The 26,081-nt window shown below is 42.4% G+C and carries 21 protein-coding genes and 3 rRNA genes; 9 read left to right on the top strand and 15 right to left on the bottom strand.

Features of this window, described 5'->3' with window-relative positions; translation table 11 throughout:
• Positions 1-50 precede the first annotated feature (50 nt).
• Positions 51-1,079, bottom strand: coding sequence for a glycosyltransferase family 4 protein (locus CAL6303_RS21265; protein ID WP_015199894.1), 1,029 nt, complete (start codon positions 1,077-1,079; stop codon positions 51-53).
• Positions 1,080-2,009: 930 nt separating this feature from the next.
• A complete protein-coding gene (locus CAL6303_RS31550) occupies positions 2,010-2,138 on the bottom strand; it encodes a hypothetical protein (protein ID WP_255348434.1) in 129 nt (42 codons plus the stop codon).
• Here CAL6303_RS31550 and CAL6303_RS21270 point away from each other — a divergent pair.
• Positions 2,137-4,116 carry a DICT sensory domain-containing protein gene (locus tag CAL6303_RS21270; RefSeq protein ID WP_015199895.1) on the top strand — a complete coding sequence of 660 codons (1,980 nt, stop codon included), beginning with the start codon at positions 2,137-2,139 and terminating at the stop codon, positions 4,114-4,116. The genes CAL6303_RS31550 and CAL6303_RS21270 overlap by 2 nt on opposite strands.
• A gap of 31 nt (positions 4,117-4,147) precedes the next feature.
• Here the strand turns inward: CAL6303_RS21270 and CAL6303_RS21275 are convergent, their stop codons facing one another.
• Positions 4,148-4,975 (bottom strand): carbohydrate ABC transporter permease, encoded by an 828-nt coding sequence (locus tag CAL6303_RS21275; RefSeq protein WP_015199896.1) that lies wholly within the window; start codon positions 4,973-4,975, stop codon positions 4,148-4,150.
• A 282-nt stretch (positions 4,976-5,257) separates the two neighbouring features.
• Between CAL6303_RS21275 and CAL6303_RS21280 the strand changes: the two genes are divergently transcribed.
• The 4 genes from CAL6303_RS21280 to CAL6303_RS21295 all read left to right on the top strand — a co-directional run bounded on the left by CAL6303_RS21280 (position 5,258) and on the right by CAL6303_RS21295 (position 9,773).
• On the top strand, positions 5,258-5,953 hold the full coding sequence (locus CAL6303_RS21280; protein WP_015199897.1) for an aldehyde oxygenase (deformylating): 696 nt from the start codon (positions 5,258-5,260) through the stop codon (positions 5,951-5,953).
• Between the two features lie 311 nt (positions 5,954-6,264).
• Complete coding sequence (locus CAL6303_RS21285; protein ID WP_015199898.1) at positions 6,265-7,284, top strand: long-chain acyl-[acyl-carrier-protein] reductase; 1,020 nt, start codon at positions 6,265-6,267, stop codon at positions 7,282-7,284.
• A gap of 144 nt (positions 7,285-7,428) precedes the next feature.
• On the top strand, positions 7,429-8,409 hold the full coding sequence (locus CAL6303_RS21290; protein WP_015199899.1) for an acetyl-CoA carboxylase carboxyltransferase subunit alpha: 981 nt from the start codon (positions 7,429-7,431) through the stop codon (positions 8,407-8,409).
• Positions 8,410-8,999: 590 nt separating this feature from the next.
• Positions 9,000-9,773, top strand: coding sequence for an SDR family oxidoreductase (locus CAL6303_RS21295; protein ID WP_015199900.1), 774 nt, complete (start codon positions 9,000-9,002; stop codon positions 9,771-9,773).
• Positions 9,774-10,053: 280 nt separating this feature from the next.
• Here the strand turns inward: CAL6303_RS21295 and CAL6303_RS21300 are convergent, their stop codons facing one another.
• On the bottom strand, positions 10,054-10,695 hold the full coding sequence (locus CAL6303_RS21300; protein ID WP_041740833.1) for a phosphoribosylanthranilate isomerase: 642 nt from the start codon (positions 10,693-10,695) through the stop codon (positions 10,054-10,056).
• Positions 10,696-10,819: 124 nt separating this feature from the next.
• Between CAL6303_RS21300 and psaK the strand changes: the two genes are divergently transcribed.
• Positions 10,820-11,074 carry a photosystem I reaction center subunit PsaK gene (gene psaK / locus CAL6303_RS21305; RefSeq protein ID WP_041739836.1) on the top strand — a complete coding sequence of 85 codons (255 nt, stop codon included), beginning with the start codon at positions 10,820-10,822 and terminating at the stop codon, positions 11,072-11,074.
• Positions 11,075-11,662: 588 nt separating this feature from the next.
• Here psaK and rrf read toward each other — a convergent pair.
• The 9 genes from rrf to CAL6303_RS21350 form a co-directional block, all read right to left on the bottom strand.
• Positions 11,663-11,780, bottom strand: a 5S ribosomal RNA gene (gene rrf / locus CAL6303_RS21310).
• Between the two features lie 69 nt (positions 11,781-11,849).
• A 23S ribosomal RNA gene (locus CAL6303_RS21315) occupies positions 11,850-14,740 on the bottom strand.
• Between the two features lie 331 nt (positions 14,741-15,071).
• A 16S ribosomal RNA gene (locus tag CAL6303_RS21320) occupies positions 15,072-16,559 on the bottom strand.
• The 16S, 23S and 5S rRNA genes sit together here, the layout of an rRNA operon.
• Positions 16,560-16,895: 336 nt before the next feature.
• Positions 16,896-17,123, bottom strand: coding sequence for an indolepyruvate ferredoxin oxidoreductase subunit alpha (locus CAL6303_RS21325; RefSeq protein ID WP_015199902.1), 228 nt, complete (start codon positions 17,121-17,123; stop codon positions 16,896-16,898).
• 475 nt (positions 17,124-17,598) lie between these two features.
• Positions 17,599-18,810: an ATP phosphoribosyltransferase regulatory subunit gene (locus CAL6303_RS21330; RefSeq protein WP_015199903.1), complete on the bottom strand. Its 1,212-nt coding sequence runs from the start codon at positions 18,808-18,810 to the stop codon at positions 17,599-17,601.
• A gap of 3 nt (positions 18,811-18,813) precedes the next feature.
• Positions 18,814-19,758, bottom strand: coding sequence for a J domain-containing protein (locus CAL6303_RS21335; RefSeq protein ID WP_015199904.1), 945 nt, complete (start codon positions 19,756-19,758; stop codon positions 18,814-18,816).
• Between the two features lie 71 nt (positions 19,759-19,829).
• Positions 19,830-20,654, bottom strand: a complete 825-nt coding sequence (locus CAL6303_RS21340; protein ID WP_015199905.1) for an inositol monophosphatase family protein — start codon at positions 20,652-20,654, stop codon at positions 19,830-19,832.
• A gap of 79 nt (positions 20,655-20,733) precedes the next feature.
• Entirely contained in the window at positions 20,734-22,071 is a 1,338-nt protein-coding gene (locus tag CAL6303_RS21345; protein WP_015199906.1) for a DUF3370 domain-containing protein, read from the bottom strand.
• Positions 22,072-22,122: 51 nt separating this feature from the next.
• On the bottom strand, positions 22,123-22,659 hold the full coding sequence (locus CAL6303_RS21350) for a hypothetical protein (protein WP_015199907.1): 537 nt from the start codon (positions 22,657-22,659) through the stop codon (positions 22,123-22,125).
• 63 nt (positions 22,660-22,722) lie between these two features.
• On the opposite strand from CAL6303_RS21350, the gene hisH reads away from it, so the two are divergent.
• Together hisH and rsmD are read left to right on the top strand one after the other, a co-directional pair.
• Entirely contained in the window at positions 22,723-23,358 is a 636-nt protein-coding gene (hisH, locus tag CAL6303_RS21355) for an imidazole glycerol phosphate synthase subunit HisH (RefSeq protein WP_015199908.1), read from the top strand.
• A 238-nt stretch (positions 23,359-23,596) separates the two neighbouring features.
• Entirely contained in the window at positions 23,597-24,145 is a 549-nt protein-coding gene (gene rsmD / locus CAL6303_RS21360; protein WP_015199909.1) for a 16S rRNA (guanine(966)-N(2))-methyltransferase RsmD, read from the top strand.
• A 78-nt stretch (positions 24,146-24,223) separates the two neighbouring features.
• Here the strand turns inward: rsmD and petG are convergent, their stop codons facing one another.
• A complete protein-coding gene (petG, locus tag CAL6303_RS21365; RefSeq protein ID WP_041740834.1) occupies positions 24,224-24,337 on the bottom strand; it encodes a cytochrome b6-f complex subunit V in 114 nt (37 codons plus the stop codon).
• 207 nt (positions 24,338-24,544) lie between these two features.
• Between petG and CAL6303_RS21370 the strand changes: the two genes are divergently transcribed.
• A complete protein-coding gene (locus tag CAL6303_RS21370) occupies positions 24,545-24,919 on the top strand; it encodes a c-type cytochrome (RefSeq protein WP_041740835.1) in 375 nt (124 codons plus the stop codon).
• A 614-nt stretch (positions 24,920-25,533) separates the two neighbouring features.
• On the opposite strand, the gene CAL6303_RS21375 is transcribed toward CAL6303_RS21370, so the two are convergent.
• Positions 25,534-26,067, bottom strand: coding sequence for a hypothetical protein (locus CAL6303_RS21375; protein WP_015199912.1), 534 nt, complete (start codon positions 26,065-26,067; stop codon positions 25,534-25,536).
• Positions 26,068-26,081: the final 14 nt, after the last annotated feature.

Here is a 26,081-nt window from a genome sequence, read left to right on the forward strand (position 1 = left end):
AGATCCCCAACTTATTTCAACAAATTGGGGATTTGGAAACTTGGGATCAATTACGAACGTAGAACCATCTGGTAGGCTTTTTCGTACTCATCAGTCATGGAATTGATGCTGAAGCGAGTATTGACGTATTCCCTACAGGTTTGACGCTTAAGATTAATAACCTTGGGAACAGCAGCGATCATATTTTCCAAGGAATGACAAATAAACCCTGTTTTTTCATGTGCTACCACTTCTGGAACTGAACCCAAGTCCATGGCAATTACTGGTGTACCCGTTGCCATAGATTCAATCATCACTAAACCAAAGGGTTCACGCCAACTGATGGGGAATAGTGTCGCAGTTGCCCCACCTAATAGGGCTACCTTTTCTTCATGGGAAACTTCCCCTAGATATTTTACGCGATCGCCATCCACCTGCGGTGCTACTTTTTCGTTCCAATATTCCTGATCAATTGTGTCTATTTTACCAGCCATTCTCAGGGGAATTCCTGTTGCCTGGGAAATTTTGATGGCTTCCCATGGTCCTTTTTCGGGAGACATCCGTCCCACAAATGCCAAATAAGCTGGTTCTTCTGGTTCAGCTTGAAAGTGGTAAATAGATGTATCAATGCCGTTATAGGCTGTATGGATATAATTTAAACCCAAACGTGGTTCACGTTGTGACTCACTAATACTGATGAAAGGTTGCCAGGAAAATCGGCGATAAATTTTTTCGCTATCTGAAGAAAAAACTCCATGTAATGTATGCACGGTGGGAGTTTTGACTAAGCTAGCATAGGAAAGTGCCGGATAACCAACATGTGAATGAATGATATCAAAATGATGTGCCTGCTGGTAAACATCCGCCAGTAAAATATGTTCATAAACAGATGGTTCTTTGATATCTGGATCTAGTCTGACGGCACTTTTGTGGAATGGTTTTAACTTTGCTGATGTGATGGAATCTCCGGAGGCAAATAGGGTTACTTCATGACCTCGACGAACTAATTCATCTGTGAGTAACTGAATAACTAATTCAATCCCACCATAACGTAAAGGAGGTACGCGCTCCCAGATTGGCGATATTTGGGCGATTTTCATGTGTCACCTGGGTAAGGTAAATTCCTACATATTCCACTGGATGATTGTTGCTGTTAAACCTTATCCATGATCAAACCCGAAGTTTTTTGAGTGATTTAAATGCCTCATTACGTAGACGCGTAGCGGCTTCCCGGAGAGTCGTAAGGTAGACGCAAATCGGCTTGTCGCAGACTAGCATAAGCCCGTAGGGCTGGCTAGGCCTACTCAATGTATTAATGGAAAACTACAGTTTTCAAGGTAGACGAAGTTTCTGTCACTGTTTTAGTTACAAACAATCCGAGGAAATATATAGTTAAATGATTTGATTTGGATTTAGATTTTGCGATTAAAAAACTTAATCATGCTCAGTAATTAGAGCGGGCGGAGGTATCTTTTTAATGGTTGTCACAGCTTTTTGAACTATTTATTTTGATGTAAGCAATTTTGCCCAAAATTATTTGATTCAGGTTGATAACGCAGTTAGATATCAAACTGTTGATGTTACTAACTCAGGAAATTAAAGCTTCGTGTTTCTAGTTTTTTGAAAGTTTATAGATTAACAACATAATAACATTAAGGAGAACGCAACAAATAACTGAGGCTATATTACGAAAAGTTAAATACTATTAAAGAGGGTGGAGAAAATACTACTTGCTTGATCAAGACTTGAAAAGAATATTTTTTGAACGTAATATTTTTAGCATTTAATCTAGAGTTAACACGTAGGGTTTTTAATCAGTGGCAGGCTGCAATCATATCCAGATGTAGCCTTTAAAAGACATTAAAAAACTCGATTACGCTCAATAAGTCACATAATCTGGTAAATTGGAGTGCTTAAATTTTCTTAATATTTCCAGTTGATTTTGACTTGAAACAGCCACCGCAGTGAAAATAGAATCAAGAAGATTGAAGCTTTAGGTCAAAGGAGCGCAGGGGAATGTTAGGCTAAGTCTAAACCAGAGAGATCCTGACTGTAACTCGCTCTTGCGCCAGTAGCGATCGCTTCCGAGAGAATTTAATTGGTACAACGCATAATGCAGCGTGGACTTCCCCTAGATTGTCGCTCGAAATCATATTCATGAGCATTTCGATTTCTTTGCTGAGTGAATTGCTGGAAAACTTACCCCACCTGAGACCCCAGCTCTATTTTAAGGCTTCTCTAACTGCCCTCTCCCACGCGATGGAAGATCAAGTATTGGCAGCAACGTTAGAGGATCCGTTAATCATAGCTAGTTTTCAGCGCGAGCGTTTTTATCGACAGGAAGCGCATCGATACCAGCGATTGTCACAGTCTAGTAGCCAGATATATGTTTTATCTGCCCCAGAAACTGAGTTTGTCAATAGCTCTGAATTCTATGAAAAAATAGCATTTGAACCAGATGATGGCTTGAGTCAGGAGTGGCATCTAGTAGTTGTGGCAAATAATTATGCCACTTGTTTAATTTGTCACGAGTATCCGCGATCGCAAATTAAAAAGGATGAACCACGAGAGTTAAGTCCAATACTAGACAGTGATACAGCACGGAGGTTTGAAGGGGTTTGGACTTCAGAACGAAGTGTCAGCTTGAAAGCAGCGGATTTATTACTCAATCGAATTTTAATTTATCGTCCAGAATTGGCAAATAAAGTTGCTCTAGTCAAACAACGATTTGGGATCGGAGAAGGGAAAAAACTCGATAAGTTAGCTCTTTTAAATCCGATGGGAGAATTTGCCTGCGATATTGATACCGATCCCTTTGTTCAGCGATTAGTAACATATTTACAAGCAAGCCAGTATAAACTCCATAAAGCATATCGTTCCATTGCCGCCCAAGCCCGCAAAGAAAGACTAGTAAATTCAATAAGTACAGCAATTAGGCGATCGCTTAATCCCCAAGAAGTCCTCAAAGTGGCAGCCGCAGAATTAGGACAACATTTAGGCGCTTGCCGTTGTGTAATTTATCGTGCCCAGGGTAGTGATGAACAAGCCACCATCGAGCATGAATTTTTGGCGGATGGTGTCACCTCAATTTTGGGACAAACCTGGCAATTAGGGAATAATACTCTGTTTGAAGAAGTTGTTCTGCAAAATGAAGGGGTTTGTGTCGCCGACACCATGAACGATAGTCGCGTCATCACCTCCCCCGGATTATGGAAACTAGTAGAAAAACTGGGAATTCGTTCCTGGTTACTGGAACCAGTGCTTTCTCAAGGGCGATTGTTGGGAATAATTGAACTCCATTATTGTGGAGAATCACCCCACTTTTGGCATCCTGGAGAGCAAGATTTGGTGAAAGCGATCGCAACCCAAATTGGCACCACATTAATCCAAGCTGAAGCCTTTGCCAACCTCGAAGATCTCAACCAACAACTAGAAGCCCTAGACCGCACCCGTAGTAACCTCATTGCTATCACTGGACATGAATTACGTACCCCCCTATCCACAATTCAAGTTTGTTTAGAGAGCCTTGCCACAGAGCCAGACATGCCCTTAGAACTGCGCCAAGTCATGTTAGATACAGCCCTGGGAGACTCCGAACGAATGCGAAAACTCGTTCAAGATTTTTTGATCCTCTCCAATCTGGAAAGTGGCAGAATCGAATGGCATCCTGAATCTTTACCACTACAAGAATGTGTCGATTTAGCCCTCAGTCGCATACGTACCCGCACCGCCGCAGGCAATGTACCCAAAATTACAGCCCTTGTCCCAGAAGATTTACCCTTGGTTAGGGCTGATGGCGATTGGTTAGTGGAAGTATTCGCCAAACTAATTGATAATGCCTGCAAATTTACACCAGCCACAGGAGAAATCACTATTGAAGCCCAACGATACAGCCAGCAAATGCTGGAAGTCACAGTTAGCGATACCGGGAGAGGAATTGAACCCAAACGCCTAGAAATAGTATTTGACCGCTTCTATCAAGAAGAAGGTGCCCTTAGACGGACCGCAGGTGGAGCCGGATTAGGACTAGCAATATCTCGGCAAATTGTCAACGGTTGGGGCGGTAAAATTTGGGCAGAATCCGGTGGCAAAAATCAAGGTAGCCAGTTTCATTTCACTGTTCCAGTAGTAACTTAGCAACCACAACCTACGGGGATATCAAACTCCCCTAGTTCTTAATTCCTGTTGCCGCAATTCCCCGAATAAACTGTCGCTGTCCAATTAAAAAAAGTACTACTACTGGAACCGTGGCAATTGTCACAGCCGCCATCATCAACGACCAATTATTCGTAAACTGTTCCTGGAACTCCGCCAAAGCCAACTGTACTGTGCGTAATTCCGGTCTTGTGGTAAACACCAAGGGCTTAAATAAATCATTCCATTCACCAATAAAAGTAAATAGAAATAGCGTCACCAAGGCTGGACGCGATAAAGGTAACATAATTTTCAGAAGAATTTGCAGTCGGTTAGCACCATCTAGTGCTGCCGCCTCCTCCAACTCCACAGGAACACCCTGGAAATATTGCCGTAGTAAAAAAATGCCGAAACCATTCACCGCAGTTGGTAAAATTAAAGCCCCATAGGTATTAATCAAGTGTCCCCATTTTAAAACTAAAAAAATAGGTATTACCAACAGTTGAAAAGGAATAACTAATGTAGCTAATACAATCAGTAATAATGCTTGTCTTCCACGAAATTTCAGGCGGGCTAAAGCATATCCAGCTAGGGCAGATGTCACAATTTGCAAAGCTGTTACAGCTAGGGCTACCAAAGTCGAATTTCCAAATGCTAAAAGAAACTTTCCCCTTTCCCATGCATCATGGTAATTACTAAGAGTCCACACAGATTTGGATGTAAAATTAGAAGCTGTCCCAGGTAGTGTCAAGGAAGTGAATAACACTACTACTAATGGCAACATTATCATCACCATCAGGAATAGTAATATTCCCAGGACGTATAGATTCGAGTTTTGAGAAATTAAGCTTGGTTTTGTCATAGTTTTGGAGGATTCCAAGCAATTGTTGTCATTTGACTAGAGCATTGGCTACCAGCAACAGCTAATCTATAACATAGTGACTTGTTAAGTTAAATTAAAGCACAACCACTAGAAAAATTCTGAATTTTAACTCCTGAGTCTTGAGTAGGAAGCATTCTTTAATGCATTTCAGTATACTCAAAGAATAACAGTGACTTGTAAAACAAGAATTTTAGCTTGATCACGGTTGTGTTATTGACCATTTTTCGTCCATAACGACTGACACTTCGGGAGTGATATATCATGCAGCAGCTAGAAGCAGAGTTAAAAATAGATTTCAACAGTGAAATTTACAAAGATGCTTACAGCCGTATTAACGCAATAGTTATTGAAGGAGAACAAGAGGCACACGAAAATTACATTAGCTTGGGTGAACTCCTACCAGACAGCAAGGATGAACTAGTACGTTTATCGAAAATGGAAAGCCGTCATAAAAAGGGCTTTGAAGCTTGTGGACGTAACCTCAAAGTGACACCAGATATGGGTTTTGCCCGCGAATTTTTCGCCGGATTACACAAAAACTTCCAAGATGCAGCTGCTGAAGGAAAAGTGGTAACTTGCCTACTGATTCAATCTTTGATTATTGAGTGTTTTGCGATCGCAGCATACAACATCTATATTCCTGTCGCCGATGACTTTGCGCGTAAAATTACTGAAGGAGTCATCAAAGAAGAATATATGCACCTAAATTTTGGAGAAGTTTGGCTCCAAGCAAACTTTGAAACAGCAAAAGCAGAATTAGAGGAAGCAAATCGCCAAAATCTACCCTTGGTTTGGCAAATGCTCAATCAAGTTGCCGATGATGCCGAAGTTTTGGCAATGGAGAAAGATGCTTTAGTGGAAGACTTTATGATTCAATACGGTGAGGCATTAAGTAATATTGGCTTCAACACCCGCGAAATCATGCGCTTATCAGCATATGGACTTCGAGCAGCTTAGTCGTCAAATTACAAGGCTTTGGTACTGAAAAGTTATTGGAGAATATGACTATGATGCAAATCTATCTCCAATAATTTTTGGTACTTCCACATCGGACTTATACAATCGTCACGCAAAACCGAAACTTGGAAATTGCTTTCTGACTTTTTAATCAGAGTCATTGTCTTAACCCATAGCCCTTGATTTTAAGTCCAACTATACGCAATATCAAAGTCTTGTGTTGTCAACACGACTGCGTAAGTCCAGATCAAGACTATGCGACCACTAATTTTTACACTTCGCTAAAGCACACGCCTGATAATTAACAATTCATGTTTGGTCTCATCGGACATCTCACAAGTTTAGAACACGCGCAATCTGTAGCCAGAGAATTAGGTTACCCTGAATACGCAGATCAAGGTATTGACTTTTGGTGTAGCGCCCCGCCCCAAATAGTTGATAACATTACTGTCACAAGTATCACTGGACAGAAAATCGAAGGCAGATACGTAGAATCTTGCTTTTTACCCGAAATGCTAGCAACTCGCAGGATCAAAGCTGCAACCCGGAAGATTCTTAACGCAATGGCACATGCTCAAAAAAATGGCATCAACATCACCGCTCTGGGAGGCTTTTCCTCGATTATTTTTGAAAACTTTAATTTAGAGCAATTTCGGGAAATCCGCAATATTAAACTCGAATTTGAACGTTTTACCACGGGAAATACCCACACAGCCTATGTGATTTGTCGCCAGGTAGAACAAGCATCACAGCAACTTGGAATTGAACTATCAAAAGCAACAGTTGCCATATGTGGTGCTACAGGAGACATTGGTAGTGCCGTTTGTCGTTGGCTTGATGCTAAAACCGACGTGAAAGAGCTTTTACTAATTGCCCGCAATCACGAGCGCTTGATTAATTTACAAGCTGAACTTGGGCGCGGAAAGATCATGAATCTGGCTGACGCACTACCAGAGGCTGATATTATTGTTTGGGTCGCAAGTATGCCCAAAGGCATGGAAATCGACCTATCCACACTTAGACAGCCATGTTTATTGATTGATGGAGGATATCCAAAGAATTTAGCCACCAGGATGCAATATCCCGGTATAAATGTTCTCAATGGCGGTATTGTCGAACATTCCTTGGATATCGACTGGAGAATCATGAATATTGTCAACATGGATGTTCCAGCTCGTCAATTATTTGCTTGTTTTGCAGAATCTATGTTGTTGGAATTTGAGAAGTTGTACACTAACTTTTCTTGGGGGCGGAATCAGATTACCGTAGAGAAAATGGAGCAGATTGGTCAGGCTTCGGTGAAACATGGTTTTAGACCACTCTTAGTTTAAATAATTCGGGTGTAGAAAATAGGGATATGAAGATAGAGGGAATGGTATGATTCCTAAATTATCCCAGTTCCCAACTTTCAGCCCTACACCCTAATCTATTAACACTCCCATACTCTATTCCCCCTACATTCTAATTTCCTGAATATGGCAACTACCGAGCGTAAACCACTACTACTTGATTTTGAAAAACCTCTTGCCGAACTAGCAACCCGTATTGAGCAAATTCGTCAACTAGCAGAGGAAAACAATGTTGATGTATCTGGTCAAATTCGTCAACTAGAAACACGCGCTTTGCAACTGCGAGAGGAAATTTTTAGTAGTTTATCACCTTCACAACGGTTGCAAGTTGCCCGTCATCCCCGCCGACCAAGTACTCTAGACTATATCCAGGCGATTAGCGATGAATGGATGGAGTTACATGGCGATCGCTGTGGTGGTGATGATCCGGCTCTAGTTGGTGGTGTCGGTCGTTTAAACGGTCAGCCCGTGGTAATGTTGGGTCATCAGAAGGGACGTGATACTAAAGATAATATTGCTCGGAATTTTGGTATGGCTTCTCCTGGTGGCTATCGTAAAGCATTACGATTTATGGAACATGCCAATAAATTCCGAATGCCAATCATTACTTTTATTGATACACCTGGTGCTTGGTCGGGAGTTGAGGCAGAATACCAAGGACAGGGAGAAGCGATCGCATACAATCTCCGAGAGATGTTTTGCCTTGATGTCCCCATTATCTGCACTGTCATCGGTGAAGGGGGTTCAGGTGGTGCATTAGGTATCGGTGTCGGTGATAAATTGATGATGTTTGAACACTCAGTCTATACAGTCGCCACACCCGAAGCCTGTGCAGCCATACTCTGGAAAGATGCGGCAAAGTCCCCCCAAGCCGCAGTTGCTCTAAAAATCATCTCCCACGACCTCAAAAATCTCGGCATCATTGACCAAATTTTACCCGAACCTCTAGGAGGAGCACATTCCGACCCCATCAAAGCTGCGGCAACTCTCAAAGCAGCACTCTTAGATAACTTAGATCAGCTTAATCGCTATGCTCCCCAAGAACTAAGACAAATGCGCTACGAAAAATTCCGTCGCATCGGCGTTTTTAGTGAAGTAACCCATTAATCACCCAGCGAAAATATTCAGCGCACAATAGAAATGCTATAATTGCCTGTAGTTAGTTAAGATTTATAACAATCTCTAACTAACATAGGCATTTTTCCATTTTGTTAAACATAATGATTAACTTCATTGCTTGAGTGATAAGCTGCTACGCAGCTAAATTATATAAATTCAAAAACTATAACCTTTATGGTGTAGACAGCGTTCGATGCTTCCTGAGCCTGTCGGAACGAAGTGTACCGGAGGTAAGGACTGAGCGCTCACGCCGAAGTCTTGCCCGCTTTAGATATACAAATTAGGCGCTTAACAGCTTATCTAATTACGGGAAAACTGCTTCCATAGAAATCCCACAACCTTTGATAAACTTGGCGTGACGGTTTTCAAACAGTCTTTTTTTCAGCCAATCAATTTCTTTGAATCTAAAGAATTTTATCAAATTTAACCAAGATTTTAGCTCTTGGCAATGCCCTACAGCAGTTGCTAGAAATAAAATCCCTATTTCTTTATCATTATCTTCGGTCGGGTTAATTACGTTGAAAAGTCAAACTTTTAACCCCCTGATTTACCAATAACCGCCAAAAAAAGGAAACCATATGAGTGGTGAGTACAAGCAACGTGCCTTAATTACGGGGGCAACTAGCGGAATTGGAAAAGCAACGGCTTTGGCATTTGCAAAAGCCGGAATAGACGTCGCTTTAGTTAGCCGTTCCACAGATAAGTTAATGGCTGTCGCTGAAACCGTAAAACACACGGAAGTAGACGCAAAAGTATATACAGTTGATTTAAGTAATATTGGTCAAGTTGAAGCTCAGATAAGTTCTGTAGCAGCCGATTTTGGAGGTATTGATATTCTAGTCAATAATGCTGGCATCGGATACACAGGAGCATTGTGCGACACTCCTTTAGCTGATTGGCAGCAAGTAATTGACCTAAATCTAACTAGTGTTTTTCAGTGCATCATGGGTGTATTACCTGGAATGCGCGAACGGCTTTCCTCCCGTAAGGCTCGCGCAACCTCTCTAAAACAGGACTACCCTACTGGAGGAACAATTATCAACATTGTCTCCATTGCCGGAAAGCAAGCATTCGCAAATTGGGGGGCTTACTGCGTAAGTAAAGCCGGATTAATTGCCCTTTCCCAAACACTTGCTCAAGAAGAACGTCAACACGGTATTCGTGTCACCGCAATTTGTCCTGGTTCAGTTAACACCGAACTGTGGGATACACCCACCGTTAAAGCTAATTTTGACCGTTCACATATGCTGACCCCTGAAATTGTTGCTCAATCAATTCTATATACCGCACTATTACCCCAACAAGCTGTCGTTGACGAACTGACAATCATGTCGAGCGCTGGTGTTCTTTAAATGATTTTTTGCTATTGAGTAAAAACGGCACGTCAGGAAAAAAAGGTATCTTGAAAACGCCTGAAATAGTCATTAAACTCAATGCCAACAGGCTTTGCGTGCCAATTATACCTAATAGCGATTTTTTAATTTGCTTCATCGATGATGACACCAAAACTGTATCAATAAAAAATGGGTAAGTCTCATCAAAGTCAACAGCCTAGTCGGTGGGTGTACTTCACTAAGATAAAATCTATTGTAATTACTCCCTTTATTAAGCATCACTATAAATAGGACTTGCTCACTTACTGATGTTCACCTGAGAAAGTTGTTCAAATAGTTGAGTAACTTTTTCTAAATCTTTATTACCAGGTGAACTTTCTACACCACTAGATAAATCGATTCCGCTAGGTTTTAACTCAATCAAAGCCTTAACAATATTATTTGGTCTTAAACCCCCCGCTAGAAACCAAAGAATTCCTGGCTCTAAGTATTTTAAAATCTGCCAATCTATCGTCTTTCCAGTTCCACCAAGTTGCTGTCCATCATAAGCATCTAATAGCAGATAATCTACATAATCTTTATATATAGCTACTTTTTCTAGATCACCAATCTCACGAATTCGTAATGCTTTAATAACTTCTATACCTGGTAAACTTTCACGCAAAGATATGCAGAAATCAACTGATTCATCTCCATGTAATTGAATACCTGTTAAATCGGAATTAATAACCACATTCCTAATATTTTCAACACATGAATTTGCAAAAACTCCTATCTTATCAATGTGTTTGGGGATCACTTCGGTAACTAATTTAATTTGTTCAGCATTAACAAAACGTGGCGATTGAGGAACACAAATAAAGCCCAGTGCGGTTGCACCGATATCTACAATAAACTTTCCCTGGTCACGATATTTTATACCACAAATTTTAATTCTCATATAAGCTTCAAGTAATTGCACAGTATTAACATTAACTTTAATTTATCTGACAAATAATATAATTTATAATTATACATTCTATAATTTTCTTAGTTGAATTATTTTCCCCAAAGGAGACTCAAAGTTGGTTTCATTATTTTTTTTAACAGTAAGCACAAACGTTCCAGCAACACCTACTTGGACTCCAACAACTGCAATTATAATTAGCGCCTGTTGCTTTTTATCTCTACTAATATCTTTTCGTATTAGTAATCCAAAAGTTGGATTGAAAATGCCATTACTGCCAATTAGTATTCCAGCTTTTATCGCTGCGATGTCTTTTGGTCATATTATTGGTACTGGTATTCTTTTAGGACTGACAAATATTGGCAGCTTGTAGATTTCAGCTTGTAGTTAAATTTTAAATCTATAGAGCAGGTTTATACCAATTCTCCAACGATGATGCATATTTATAGATAGTTTTAGTCGGTCTTTAGCACAGTGACGAATATAAATTAAATCAGCTTTGGTGAGTTGGTATAGCCATATCCACTTGGATTGGAACTTTTATCCAATCTTCCCTTCCCAAGTTGAAAAAGCAAGTCGATAATTCTTTCTGGCTTGATTAAATACTCAGCGTTCGCTCATTTTTGACCCGAAAATTTAATTAACCCTTACAGGGCTTACAATCCAGGCTCTACAAACAATTCCAGCATTTTGAGTTGAAACAAGGTTTTAGCCATTTTTATGGTTTATACCCCTCTACGTCTTAAATAGATGCTTCTAGGAGCTTAATAAAAAGGTAATACCAATTCAAATAATGATTGCAACACATCAAACAGTAGAGACGTAGCAGTGCTACGTCTCTACAAATATCTATCTGTCGCATTGTTTTTTCAAATTGGTATAATATTGATTACCTTGTATTCCCTGCATAAAAAATAAAGCTCTTATTATATATAATAAGAGCTTTACCTCATAAAAATAGACCTGGCGCCGAGCTATTTTGGCGGGAGGCAACCCTCCAACTATCGTTGCCGCAGTAGCGTTTCACCTCTGAGTTCGGGATGGATTCAGTGTGGTTCCACCACGCCATCAGCACCAGGAAATCTGTATGGTTTTGTTCCTGTTTTGGAAAAACCATGAAGACTGCATATAGAAGCGAATAATTAGTTAAGGTCAAAGCCTCGGTCTATTAGTACTCGTGAGCTACATCCATTACTGAACTTCGACTTCGAGCCTATCAACGGGTGTTCTTCCCGTGACCTTACTTACTTAAAGTAAAAAGAATACTCATCTTGAGGTGGGCTTCCCACTTAGATGCTTTCAGCGGTTATCCACTCCGCACATAGCTACCCAGCGTTTACCGTTGGCACGATAACTGGTACACCAGCGGTGCGTCCTTCCCGGTCCTCTCGTACTAAGGAAGGCTCCTCTCAATATTCTAACGCCTGCACCGGATATGGACCGAACTGTCTCACGACGTTCTGAACCCAGCTCACGTACCGCTTTAATGGGCGAACAGCCCAACCCTTGGGACGTACTTCCGCCCCAGGTTGCGATGAGCCGACATCGAGGTGCCAAACCTCCCCGTCGATGTGGACTCTTGGGGGAGATCAGCCTGTTATCCCTAGAGTAACTTTTATCCGTTGAGCGACGGCCATTCCACTCTGCGCCGTCGGATCACTAAGACCTACTTTCGTACCTGCTCGAGATGTATCTCTTGCAGTCAAGCTCCCTTATTGCCTTTACACTCGCCGCACGATTTCCAACCGTGCTGAGGGAACCATTGCGCGCCTCCGTTACCTTTTGGGAGGCGACCGCCCCAGTCAAACTGCCCACCTGAAAATGTCCTCTGACCAGATTATGGTCATCAGTTAGAATCCTAGCTTCGCCAGAGTGGTATCTCACCGTTAGCTCCTATATCCCCACAAGGATATACTCTACGCTTCCCACCTATCCTGCGCAAGCCAAGCCCGGACCCAATTCCAGGATACAGTAAAGCTTCATAGGGTCTTTCTGTCCAGGTGCAGGTAGTCCGTATCTTCACAGACAATCCTATTTCGCCGAGTCTCTCTCCGAGACACCATCCAGATCGTTACGCCTTTCGTGCGGGTCGGAACTTACCCGACAAGGAATTTCGCTACCTTAGGACCGTTATAGTTACGGCCGCCGTTCACCGGGGCTTCAGTCGTCAGCTTCAAATATTTCTACCCTGACCAACTTCCTTAACCTTCCGGCACTGGGCAGGCGTCAGCCCCCATACTTCGTGATTACACTTCGCGGAGACCTGTGTTTTTGGTAAACAGTCGCCTGGATCTCTTCACTGCGACCCATATTGCTATGGGCACCCCTTCTTCCGAAGTTACGGGGCCATTTTGCCGAGTTCCTTAGAGAGAGTTATCTCGCGCCCCTTAGTTTACTCAACCTCCCCACCTGTGTCGGTTTCGGGTACGGGTAATTTATGCTTAACGTGCCACCGAGCTTTTCTTGGAAGCTAGATTATGCCACTTCCCCGCCGTAGCAGGTCGTACTCATGCCTCAACTCAAGACGTTTTCTCCGTCTCTCAACACCTTGACACTTAAACCGGTAACCAACATCCGGCTGACATTCACCTTCTCCGTCCCTCTGCACAAACATAAATTAGTACGGGATTATTCACCCGTTGTCCATCGACTACGGCGTTCGCCCTCGCCTTAGGACCCGACTAACCCAGAGTGGACGAACCTGCCTCTGGAACCCTTGGGGTTTCGGGGTATTGGATTCTCACCAATATTTGCGCTACTCAAGCCGACATTCTCACTTCTATAAAATCCACACCTGCTTGCCGCTAATGCTTCTCTTCTTATAGAACGCTCCCCTACCACTTATACCTAAATACAAGTCCGCAGCTTCGGTACAACGTTTAGTCCCATTCATTTTCGGCGCAGGAGCGCTTGACCAGTGAGCTATTACGCACTCTTTCAAGGGTGGCTGCTTCTAGGCAAACCTCCTGGTTGTCTGTGCACTCCCACCTCCTTTGCCACTTAACGTTGATTTGGGGACCTTAGCTGGCGGTCTGGGCTGTTTCCCTCTTGACGATGAAGCTTATCCCCCACCGTCTTACTGGCTACATGTTCACTTGGTATTCTGAGTTTGTCTCGATTTGGTACCGGTCTCCCAGCCCGCACCGAAACAGTGCTTTACCCCCAAGCTATATTCGTAACCGCTGCGCCTAAACACATTTCGGGGAGAACCAGCTAGCTCCTGGCTCGATTGGCATTTCACCCCTAACCACACCTCATCCGCTGATTTTTCAACATCAGTCGGTGCGGACCTCCACTTGGTGTTACCCAAGCTTCATCCTGGACATGGTTAGATCGCCAGGGTTCGGGTCTATAAATACTGATTAACGCCCTTCTCAGACTCGGTTTCCCTTTGACTTCGCTACTTAATAGCTTAATCCACCAGTACCTATAAGTCGCCGGCTCATTCTTCAACAGGCACGCGGTCATCCGTTTAATCAGACTCCCACTGCTTGTAAGCTGACGGTTTCATGTTCTTTTTCACTCCCCTCCCGGGGTTCTTTTCACCTTTCCCTCGCGGTACTTGTTCTCTATCGGTCACGCAGTAGTATTTAGCCTTACGAGGTGGTCCTCGCTGATTCACATGGAATTTCTCGTGCTCCATGCTACTCGGGATTCAACTAGTATCTTTCAGCTTTCGACTACAAGACTCTCACTTTCTCTGGTGCATCTTTTCAATGCTTCGTCTAACCTTCTGATTCCATCTCGTTGTCCCACTACCCCACAATGCAAGCATTCTGGTTTAGGCTCTTCCCATTTCGCTCACCACTACTTTGGGAATCTCTTTTGATTTCTTTTCCTCTAGCTACTAAGATGTTTCAGTTCGCTAGGTTCGCTCTTTCCACCCTATATATTCAGGTGGCAGTATTCTGGGTTGCCCCATTCGGACATTTCCGGCTCAACGCTTGCTTCCAACTCCCCGGAACTTTTCGTAGGTAACCACGTCCTTCTTCGCCTCTGCGTGCCTAGGTATCCACCGTCAGCCCTTATTCCTTTGACCTTTTGTCTGTTTCCGATTTCACTCAATCACACCTTAGTGCTCTCAAGCTTCTCGTACTACCTACCTTTTTCGCTTCTATTATGCAGTTTTCATGGTTCTTTACTGAGTCATTACTCAGCATTCCGATTCATTAGTTCTTTGTCACTGATGAACTTAGGTGCTGACTTCAATCTCGGTTAGTTTTTTACCGATACCGTTAATAGCTTGATTAGATTATATGACTTTTTTCCTCGAACGACCTAGGAATGACCATCTTCATGTGAATTCTCTGGCTCTATTCATCCGAAGATTCATTGAACCTCATTCACTTCAAGTTGGGTAGGTCTCCCTAAAAGGAGGTGATCCAGCCACACCTTCCGGTACGGCTACCTTGTTACGACTTCACCCCAGTCACCAGTCTCGCCTTAGGCATCCCCCTCTGCAAGCAGTTAGGGTAACGACTTCGGGCACTACCAGCTTCCATGGTGTGACGGGCGGTGTGTACAAGGCCCGGGAACGAATTCACTGCAGTATGCTGACCTGCAATTACTAGCGATTCCTCCTTCATGCAGGCGAGTTGCAGCCTGCAATCTGAACTGAGCCACAGTTTCTGAGTTTCGCATCACATCGCTGTGTAGCTTCCCATTGTCTGTAGCATTGTAGTACGTGTGTAGCCCAGGACGTAAGGGGCATGCTGACTTGACGTCATCCCCACCTTCCTCCGGTTTGTCACCGGCAGTCTCCCTAGAGTTCCCAACTTAATGATGGCAACTAAGGACGAGGGTTGCGCTCGTTGCGGGACTTAACCCAACATCTCACGACACGAGCTGACGACAGCCATGCACCACCTGTGTTCCAGCTCCCTAAGGCACTCTCACCTTTCAGCAAGATTCTGGACATGTCAAGCCCTGGTAAGGTTCTTCGCGTTGCATCGAATTAAACCACATACTCCACCGCTTGTGCGGGCCCCCGTCAATTCCTTTGAGTTTCACACTTGCGTGCGTACTCCCCAGGCGGGATACTTAACGCGTTAGCTACGGCACTGTCCGGGTCGATACAGACAACGCCTAGTATCCATCGTTTACGGCTAGGACTACTGGGGTATCTAATCCCATTCGCTCCCCTAGCTTTCGTCCCTCAGTGTCAGTTACGGCCTAGCAAGGCGCTTTCGCCACCGGTGTTCTTCCCAATCTCTACGCATTTCACCGCTACACTGGGAATTCCCCTTGCCCCGAACGTACTCTAGTCTTATAGTTTCCATTGCCCTTATGAGGTTAAGCCTCACGCTTTAACAACAGACTTTTAAAACCACCTGCGGACGCTTTACGCCCAATCATTCCGGATAACGCTTGCATCCTCCGTATTACCGCGGCTGCTGGCACGGAGTTAGCCGATGCTTATTCCTCTAGTACCGTCATTATCTTCCTAGAGAAAAGAGGTTTACAACCCAAGAGCCTTCCTCCCTCACGCGGTATTGCTCCGTCAGGCTTTCGCCCATTGCGGAAAATTCCCCACTGCTGCCTCCCGTAGGAGTCTGGACCGTGTCTCAGTTCCAGTGTGGCTGATCGTCCTCTCAGACCAGCTACAGATCGTCGCCTAGGTGCGCTCTTACCACACCTACTAGCTAATCTGACGCAAGCTCTTCTCTAGGCAGCAAGCCTTTTACCTCCCGGCACATCCAGTATTAGCCACCGTTTCCAATGGTTGTCCTAGACCTAGAGCTAGATTCTCACGCGTTACTCACCCGTCCGCCACTAACACCCTAAAGTGCCCGTTCGACTTGCATGTGTTAAGCATACCGCCAGCGTTCATCCTGAGCCAGGATCAAACTCTCCGTTTTGTTCAAAACAAAATCAAATTCGTTTGTTTAGCTCTTCTGAAATTCTTTTTCTTCTTTCAAAGCTTCTGAATCTCTCGTCCTCAAGGCTTTGCCTTTTGACTTCTCATTATCTTTTTGACGAGGATTTGTCTTTTCTTTTCAAGCTATTACTTTTTCTCGGTTCGGTTGGCGCTCGGCAGTTGCGTTTGCCGTTTCGCACCTATCTAACTTAGCCTATGCCTATTTCCTTGTCAACCCCTTTTTTTACTTTTTTTCTCCCAATCCCCTAATTCTTTTGATATCAAGGCTTGAGGTGATGTCAGACTAGTAGTCGTAGAAGTTATGGAGGTTGATTTTTTATGATGGGGTTTTTTGCATATCAGGTCGTTCTTCCGGCAAAATTGCATTTTCCACAGGACAAACCTGTAAACAAATGCCGCAGTCTATACAAGTGGAGAAGTCAATCCAATACCAGTCGGTTCCTTTGGTGTTTTTTCCTGGTCCGTCATGAATACAAGCTACTGGGCAAGCATCTACGCAATCTGCAATTCCTTCACAGATATTTGTCACAATTGTGTGTGGCATGTTTTCAATTTCCTGTTTGCTAGACGATTATTTTGAGTGGAAAACCCTAATGAAGAGGGTTTGATGTTGATTGAACATCTCCAGAAATTAGTTATGCTTTGCCCGAAAGTATTGATAGGGTGTTAGTTTGCTAGTTATATAGGGCTTGCTGAATAACTATAAAACATTTATGTATCAACACTTTCGGGATTTTTTCTCGGTGGACAGTGCAAGGAAATAAGGGTTTGAGATTTAAAAAGCTTGCATTCAGATTGATTAGAGTATAAAAGAACGGAAAAAATAAGGGTAAAACTGTTGCCTGTTAAGAGTTCCCTGCCCTCACTAGAAGATTTTTACAGCTAACGCTGCGCGAACAGCAAGCCCTACATAAGCCACTGTGTTGTAAGACAATACACGTAAGCGACCTGTCTACTCGGAAAGTGAGTACTGCTATTTCCCCTTTGATAGTTTTTCGAGAGGTTTGAGTTTTATTGATTCAGGATAGAGATTCAATTCTGGGAGTCCCATCAGACTGAATCCAAGCAATCTGGCTGATATTGCGATCGCGTGCATATTTCCGAATATCTACTTCGTCTTTTTCTCCCAAATCTATTTCAACGCGAACTAGATGGGTCGAGTCGCGTAATTTGGCACTGTAGGCAAAGGCAGCAGCATATACTTGGGTATTTTCTGGAACTACTAACCAGTTGGTAGCGGGTGTTACCTGTGGTAGTTGGGATGATGTTGATATTACTTGATATAAATCGTCGATTAAAAAGACAAATCCAATACCAGTAATGTTTTCTGATTGGGGATGATAGAGTGATAAAAGCTTGTCATATCTACCTCCACGCCCAATTACTCGTGTTTTACCTTCTGTTGTATTTACAACTTCAAAGACTATACCCGTATAGTAATCGATAGTTTGAATTAGGCTCAGATCGAGAATAATCGGGATGTTTTCGCCTGATGCGAGTAATTCCACTAAAGACTTTAAATTTTCAACAGCTTTATGCTGAGATGAATCGAGATTAAGCTGTTGAAGTTTTTGCAGCACTTGCTGAGGCTCTCCACGTAAATCCATTAGGATTTGCGCTCGTTGTCGTAGCTCGTTATTTAGCGCTAGATTATCTAGCGCAATACGGTCTAGGTGAGCGATCGCATTCAGGACTTGAGACCGTAAATTACTAGGGAAAGCTTCTAAAAGGGATCGCGTAATTCCAGCTTCACCTAAAATTAATTGCCAATCATTTAAGCCAACATTTTTTAAACAATCTGCGACTAAGTGTAAAATTTCGGCGTTACCTAGTAAACCGCCACCACCAAGTAACTCTACACCTGATTGGTAAAATTCTTGCTGACGGTTGTGTTTTGATTCACGGGTTCGCTTAAATACATTAGCGTTGTAGTATAAGCGATGAGGGTAGTTAGCACTTGGCATCCGCGTTACAGCCGCACGAGCGATGGAAGCGGTCAGTTCAGGACGTAAACCTAACTCTTCGTCTTCAGAATTTTGTAATTGAATGACTGTACGGCTTTGAATTGCGCCCCCTGCCATCAGCGTATCCATCCGCTCTAAAGTAGAGGTGATAATTCGGTGATAACCCCAACGGTGAAATACTTGCTGTAACTTGTCTTCAATCCAGCTTTTTTGAGCTACATCGAGCGGTAGCAAATCGCGTGCTCCCGCTGCTGGTTGGTAAACCATAAATTATTTTTTCTTTCCACCAAACAAACCGCCAAACAAACCGCCACCCTCGGACTTATCTGGTTGTTTTGCCACAGGAGTTGCCGAAGCGGTTTGCTTGGAAACACCAGGCTTATTTCCCAGAACATGTTCGATTTTACGTTTCCCTTCTGATGCAGTTTGATCATTGGGGTCTAACTGTAGGGCGCGATCAAAATGTACTTTTGCCATTGTCACTTGATTTTGCTTCAAATAGACCACTCCGATCAAGGTATGACAGCGACTATTATTAGGAGAAAGCTTAATTGCATCCTGTAATTCAATACGTGCTTGTACTAATTGATTCTTTGTCATCAATTCTTGGGCGCGACGTAGATATTGGGATACTACTGACTCTTCATGGGTTTCGGGAACTGGTGGAGGCGTAGCTTGTGTATTTGCACTTGTATTTTGAGTATTAGATTTTGTCAGTTGAGAGTCTGCAAATTTTTTTCCCGCAGTTCGCATTAAATACACTAAATTTAACTCACTGACATGGGCAATAATTGGGATGGCTTTGGATAAGTTGTCATACTGGGTTTGGGCAACTTTAGCGATCGCGCTCTTATATAGAAGTTCAACATTGGGTGCAGCAGCTAGTTGCCTTGCAGCTTCGGTGTTTAATTCAATGGAAGCTGATTCTTGCACTAGGCGTTTACCCATCTGTGCCAAAACAATATTATATTCAGATCGAATTCGTTCTTGGGAAAGCTTTTCATAAGCGGGATTCACTAACTTAGAAAGTAAATCGCTTGCCAATTGTTTTTCCTGTGCATCAGCAGATATCTGGCTATCTGGATGCAAACGTCGCGCAATTTTGAGATACCGTTTACGAAGCTCTTTCGGATCTATATCCACGGGAACACACAAAATTGCGTGATAATCTATGAAATCATATTTAAATAGTCCGCGATCTATTTTTAAAGACATATAACGACATAAAGAAAAAAGTATCCATTAATCTTTCTAGTTTACTTCCCTTCTTTAAAATAGCTATAAGTTTAACTACCAGTATTTATCCGTACTGTCAGTGGTGTAACCTTGATTAGCTCTTGGCTCAAGGAATCGTGAATGTAGCCATTGGTAGCTAAAATTCGCCCAGATGTCATTTGAAAATCACTACCATCGTAAGCTGTAACTCTTCCTCCAGCTTCTCTAGCGATAACAATACCTGCCGCCATATCCCAAGGAGAAAGACCTCGTTCCCAGTAACCATCGATACGACCACAGGCGACATAAGCTAAATCGAGAGCAGCGGAACCACTACGGCGTACACCTTGAGTTATGTGTGTGAGATGACAAAATTCCCCATAGTTATTATCAGTGGTTTCACGTCTATCGTAGGCAAAACCAGTTATCAGTAGACTTTGATCTAACTGTGATGTTCGAGAAACTTGGATGGATTGCTGATTTCGCTTTGCTCCTAAACCTGTCGCTGCTTGGAATAATTCATTTTGGCAAGGGTTGTAAATGACTCCAACTTGGGGGACACCATCAATTAATAAACCAATGGAAACAGCAAAAACTGGGTATTGGTGAGCAAAATTTGTCGTTCCATCCAAAGGATCAATTGCCCAAAGGTATTTACTGGTTTGATTACCCAAAGCACCCGATTCCTCAGCTAGGATTGCATGTTCCGGAAGATGACGCTGAAAATGATCCAGAATTACAGCTTCGGCAGCTTTATCAGCAATCGTGACTAAATCACCAGGACGATCCTTTTGAGCGATCGCATTTTCAACTTTACCCAAGTAACTCTGTAATATCTCACCTCCAGCTAAAGCTGCTGCTGTGGCAATATCCAGAAAATTTTGTAGATCGCTCATTATATTCTGACCAAGTGTGATGGTTCATCACAGGAATTATGCCATGGGTGAGCTGTACAAATGCGATATGTAGGCTCTTTTATTTCCCATCTGTTGCCACTGTTAACACTTGGGGTGGTGTTGCATCTGGGGGATAAATCAAATCCACTTCTACAAATTTTTTCCCTCCTGCTGGCAAATTAAAGTTAGCTAGGGGTTCCCCTGACTGCCCGCGTTTTTGAGCTAAATGTATATATTTAGACTTTAATTTCCCCTTTTGATCACGATAAGCAATTCTAACTGTCCCTCTAAAAAATGTTGATTTGACTGGATTAGCAAGAAAACGCAGTCCTGCTTGGGTCAACTTATCTTCTTTAATGGGCGTTTGAATCGATACACTTACCTGTTGGGACTGCGATGTATCATTATATAGTGGTAATTTGAGATTATACTCAACTCCATAATTACCATGTGCCAAATACGCTGTATCCGGGTAACGGGCAAGCATTGGCGCACTCTGAACTTGATTGGTTCCCAATGTCCCCCCATGTAAGGTACTGATGCCATAGGAATAACTCTGACCTGCTTGGGGAATTGTTAGATATTTAACTTTATTGCTATCAGTGATGAAGCTTCGCCACCGTGAACCCTGAGCAACACCAGCTACACGTCCGTAAATTCTCGGGCTGTTTTGTTCTATTGGGGTGGGGATTTTGTCTCGTGGAGCGGATAAATCGCCATTTTCCAAGATATCTTCCCACTCAGCGACAGTAGGAGGACGCTCACTACCATCCCCGTTTATTGGTGCCATCATTGCCAAACTAGCAGCGTAAACTTTTCCACTGCTTTGAAGACGTACATAACTAGAGCGTCCATTCAAAGGTGGTGTTAGTCCTTGAACCGGGATAGGAGTATTTAACAACATTTGGCTTTGTCCCGGTGGAATCACGATTTGTCGAGGAAAAATAGCCTGTCGTTGCCGACGGAGAATTTCATTCATCACCCGACTGCCAGGACCAGCATAAACATTACCTTGGGGATTGGCAGCAAAGCTAGGAAGCTCAATAAAAGGTGCATCTGGTTGACTCAAATAAGTAGCAGCTTGGAGAACCTTAACTGTGATGGGGGTTTTACCAGGGTTGTGGAGGAGTACACCCAAATAAAGGGATTTGAGATCTTCGGGTGTGGGTGCAGCAAAAACATGGTGAGTAAACACATCAAATCTGCCACGAAAACCAAAGTTGAGGTGTGCATTGGGGTTTTTCTTGCCTCCACTGGGGAAAGTGGAGAGTAATATCCCTGGTGTGACGACTTTTTCAGGACTGTTGCTATTGAAAACAGGAACACTATCGAGTTTTCCTGGTAGGGGACGCACCTCTTGAGTTTGAATGATTTCTGCGGTTTGAGCAATTACTAAAGCGAGTAAGAACGGTGACATACACTTACATATTTCGCGGCATATTTATTTGATCAGCAAGACGGGGAAAGTTCATGAAAGTGCCATTCGGCGAATAACTAATAGAAAATCTTCGAGGATACCGGGGAGATTTGCCTCTGTCAAAATAGGAACGTGAACAAAAATACAGCGGCTATTTATTTGACTTCGCAGTAGGTAATTTAATACAGAATAATAAAGACCTTCACAAACAAATTTTCCACAGTCATGACTAATTTCAATTGTGGCGGAATCTGGCACTAATTTTTGCAAATCTAAAATTGGATACAAAATTATTTCTGGTTCATCCAGGCATACAACAGAACTACTACGTGCATTAGCTTCTAAACTTAACTTACTTCGAGTGGCTGCCATCCCACAGCAAAGGATATATTCTGGGTGTAATTTAGCTATTTTGGCTATCACTTCATGGCTAGCTTGGGGAATGTCTACTGGTAATTTTCGCAAAAAATGTAGATCATAGGGAAAAAAGTTCAGTTCACTTACTGCTTTTAATAGATCATCTGAAGAATTTGATTTCTGATTTTGTAGCCAAGTGTCAAAAGAAGTTAATAAAAACCTTTTCGTCATAAGAAATATTAATTACAATATAGAAAAGTTTCCATAATAAATTTAATTATAGGGAGCACGTCAATGGCAATAATTGCGGTCGTAGATTACGACATGGGAAATTTACACTCAGTCTGTAAAGGACTGGAAAAAGCTGGGGCAACTCCTAAAGTTACCGATTCTCCAAGGATAATAGAACAGGCTGACGCGGTTGTTCTACCTGGTGTTGGTTCATTTGACCCGGCAGTTCGGCATTTGCGATCGCGTTCTTTAGAACAACCCATAAAAAACGCGATCGCATCTGGCAAACCCTTTTTAGGGGTCTGTTTAGGTTTACAAATTCTCTTCGAGTCATCTGAGGAAGGAACTGAACCTGGACTAGGAATTATTAAAGGAAAAGTTAAAAGGTTTCGTCCCGAACCTGGCATTACTGTTCCTCACATGGGTTGGAATCAATTGGAATTGCATCAGCCAAAAAGTTCACTGTGGGAACATTTACCCCCACAACCTTGGGTTTATTTCGTTCACTCTTACTATGTTGAACCGACAGATTTAGATATTCGAGCAGCAACTGTCACCCATGGTAGTCAAAACATTACCGCTGCAATTGCTCGTGATAATCTCATGGCTGTTCAATTCCATCCTGAAAAATCCTCAAATATTGGATTGCAAATTCTCTCTAATTTTGTCTCTCAAGTATGGACAGAAGTTGCAGCATGAACAAAGATTTGATTTTAGATTAAGTTTTTTGTAGTTTATTTTGTACACAGCTAACATAACCCATCCAAATTTGGGAATAGTGGTAGGTTGAAAATGGGAAAAACATGAGTTATTTCATCTGAAGATTGTCTAACTCGTTTTGTTGTACATATCCCCTCATGGCTTCTTTGATAAAATTAAAGTCTTTGAGTTTAAACAACACCAACATAATCTAGAATCTCAAACCAAAACTGGCTGCATGAGTGTGAGAATATATGGCAATCGTTTAATTAAAACTTTACCAGGGCAAGAAACCCGACCAACTAGCGCACGGGTTAGAGAGGCATTGTTTAATATTTGGCAGGGTGAAATATCGGGGTGTCGCTGGCTCGATATCTGTACTGGTAGTGGTTCAATGGGTGCGGAGGCATTGTGTAGAGGAGCCAGTTTAGTTGTTGGCATTGAGCAATCAGGTCGAGCCTGTGAGATAATTCGCCAAAACTGGCAACAAGTTATCAACGATGGGCAAAAACTGCAAGTTATACGGGGTGATGTGTTGCAGCATCTGCCAAAACTTGGCGGACAGCAATTTGAGCGGATCTATTTTGATCCACCATATGCAAGTAATTTATACGAACAAGTCCTGAATGCGATCGCGCTTCACCAACTATTGCATCCAGACGGTGAAATTGCTGTGGAACATAACCCATCATCGTGGGAAGCACTAAACATGGATACCTGGGAAATCTGCCGCGAAAAGACTTACGGAAACACAGCTTTAACATTCTACCGACCAACTCACAATTAGGAAATTGGGAATTGCCAATTTAGAAGAATGCATCGATAACTCCTAAACCAGCATTTCCCACTCCTAAACCTTAGTTTCCTAAATTCCTAACTGATCACCGCGCTTATATTGGACATAAGCTTTATAAAACAGTCCAGCTAAGGTGATGGGAATTAGTCCCAAAACAATGCCACATAATAAAGGTTCAATCACAGCTAGTCTCCTTGTTGCAATCATGAAATATTTCTTTCTGCCCACCATCATACCAAATAATTAATCAACACCCCTTTCCATAACGTTTCTAGGCATTAGATCCGAACTCTTAAAAAAGTCTGTACTTGCGGACATTTTCAAGAACTTTTAAGCTATGTGTAGGAAATGAAAACTTTTTTTGCAAACCTTAATTTCACAGCAGACGTTTTGGATAACCGGATTACCACACCAGAAACTTTTCTCCCCCGACTCATTGTCGTGGTATTGGTAATAGTCCTTGCTACTTTCTTGGGCTTTTTTACCGTGCGTGTGGTTCGTACCTTCGATCCATACGTCAAAACTGTTTTATCCCTCGATGGTGATACAGTTCAAGGACACGCCATATTTCAAATCAATTGTGCTGGCTGCCACGGTATGGAAGCTTTAGGACGAGTTGGTCCTAGCCTTCAAGCTGTTTCTAAGCACAAATCTCGGTATGCTTTAATTCACCAAGTAATTAGTGGTGAGACCCCACCCATGCCAAAATTTCAACCCAGTACAAAAGAAATGGCTGATTTGTTAAGTTATTTAGAAACACTTTAAGAAAATTTACATATTCTGTTAAAAAAGGAGATTCAAAAAACACCCAGAAAAAAACTCATTTCTGTATCAACCTTGTGTCAAGCAAATCGGATCAAATGCTATCAGGATCAATATTCAAGTTCCTTAACTTAGCGGCAAGGCGTTCAACTTTTGCTTGGGTTCTTGCATCGCGGTTAGTTTAGTATCGATAAAACCGTAGGGATGTAGATTCACCGTTTCGGAGTACGGTTGTTTGCCCTTATTTGTATTTCATCCAAATGAAAAACACCATAGCATTAGCCCTACGGAGTGGCTCAGTTACCTAAACACTCTGCGTTCGCTTATTTTTAAACTCCAAATTAAATTAAAACCTTAATTCAAAGGGAAAAGGACGTTTTTAAAGTAAGCGGGGAATACAAAGTAATAAATATTACCTTTTTATTAAGCTCCTAGAAGCATCTATTTAAGACGTAGAGGGTATAAACCATAAAAATGGCTAAAACCTTGTTTGAACTCAAAATGCTGGAATTGCTTGTAGAGACTAGATTGTAACCCCTGTAAGGGTTAATTAAATTTTCGGGTCAAAAATGAGCGAACGCTGAGTAAACAGAGAAGGCTGAATCCTTAAAAACTTGTTATTTATTTTGTGCAGCGGTTGTGGTAGAAATATTACCAATGTTGGGAATTGTAATTCTACCAAACGTATCAATTTGGGTGATATTACGATAACCCAAATCAAGAGCAGTTAATTCAGTTATTTGTATCGGAATTCTAAAGTTGAAAGTCAGTTTGGTGGGAATGCCTGGTGCTAAATTAATTAATGCTTTGTCTTTACCCTGCTGATACGAATTTGTTTGAATACTACTAGATGTGTAGAGGTTGCCAGCAGAATCAAGTACATTTGTTCGGTAGTCTGGGAAACTAGCACCAAAACTAACTTGTCGGTTGATATCACTAAAGTTGGTAACGACAACATCACAAGTTACTCTTGTATTAGCTCGCTGACAACCACGATATTCAAAGCTCAGGTTATATCTTCGATCAACTTGTTTCGCTTGGCTAGATTGCCCTGACGTTGATTGTGCAAAGACTGGGGAGATATTAGCAACATTGCCAAAGATAAAGGTGGAGAGGATACTCGCTTTGATTAGCTTAGATATACTGAACATGATATTTTTGTTGG

Source organism: Calothrix sp. PCC 6303 (genome assembly GCF_000317435.1).
Lineage (GTDB): Bacteria > Cyanobacteriota > Cyanobacteriia > Cyanobacteriales > Nostocaceae > PCC-6303.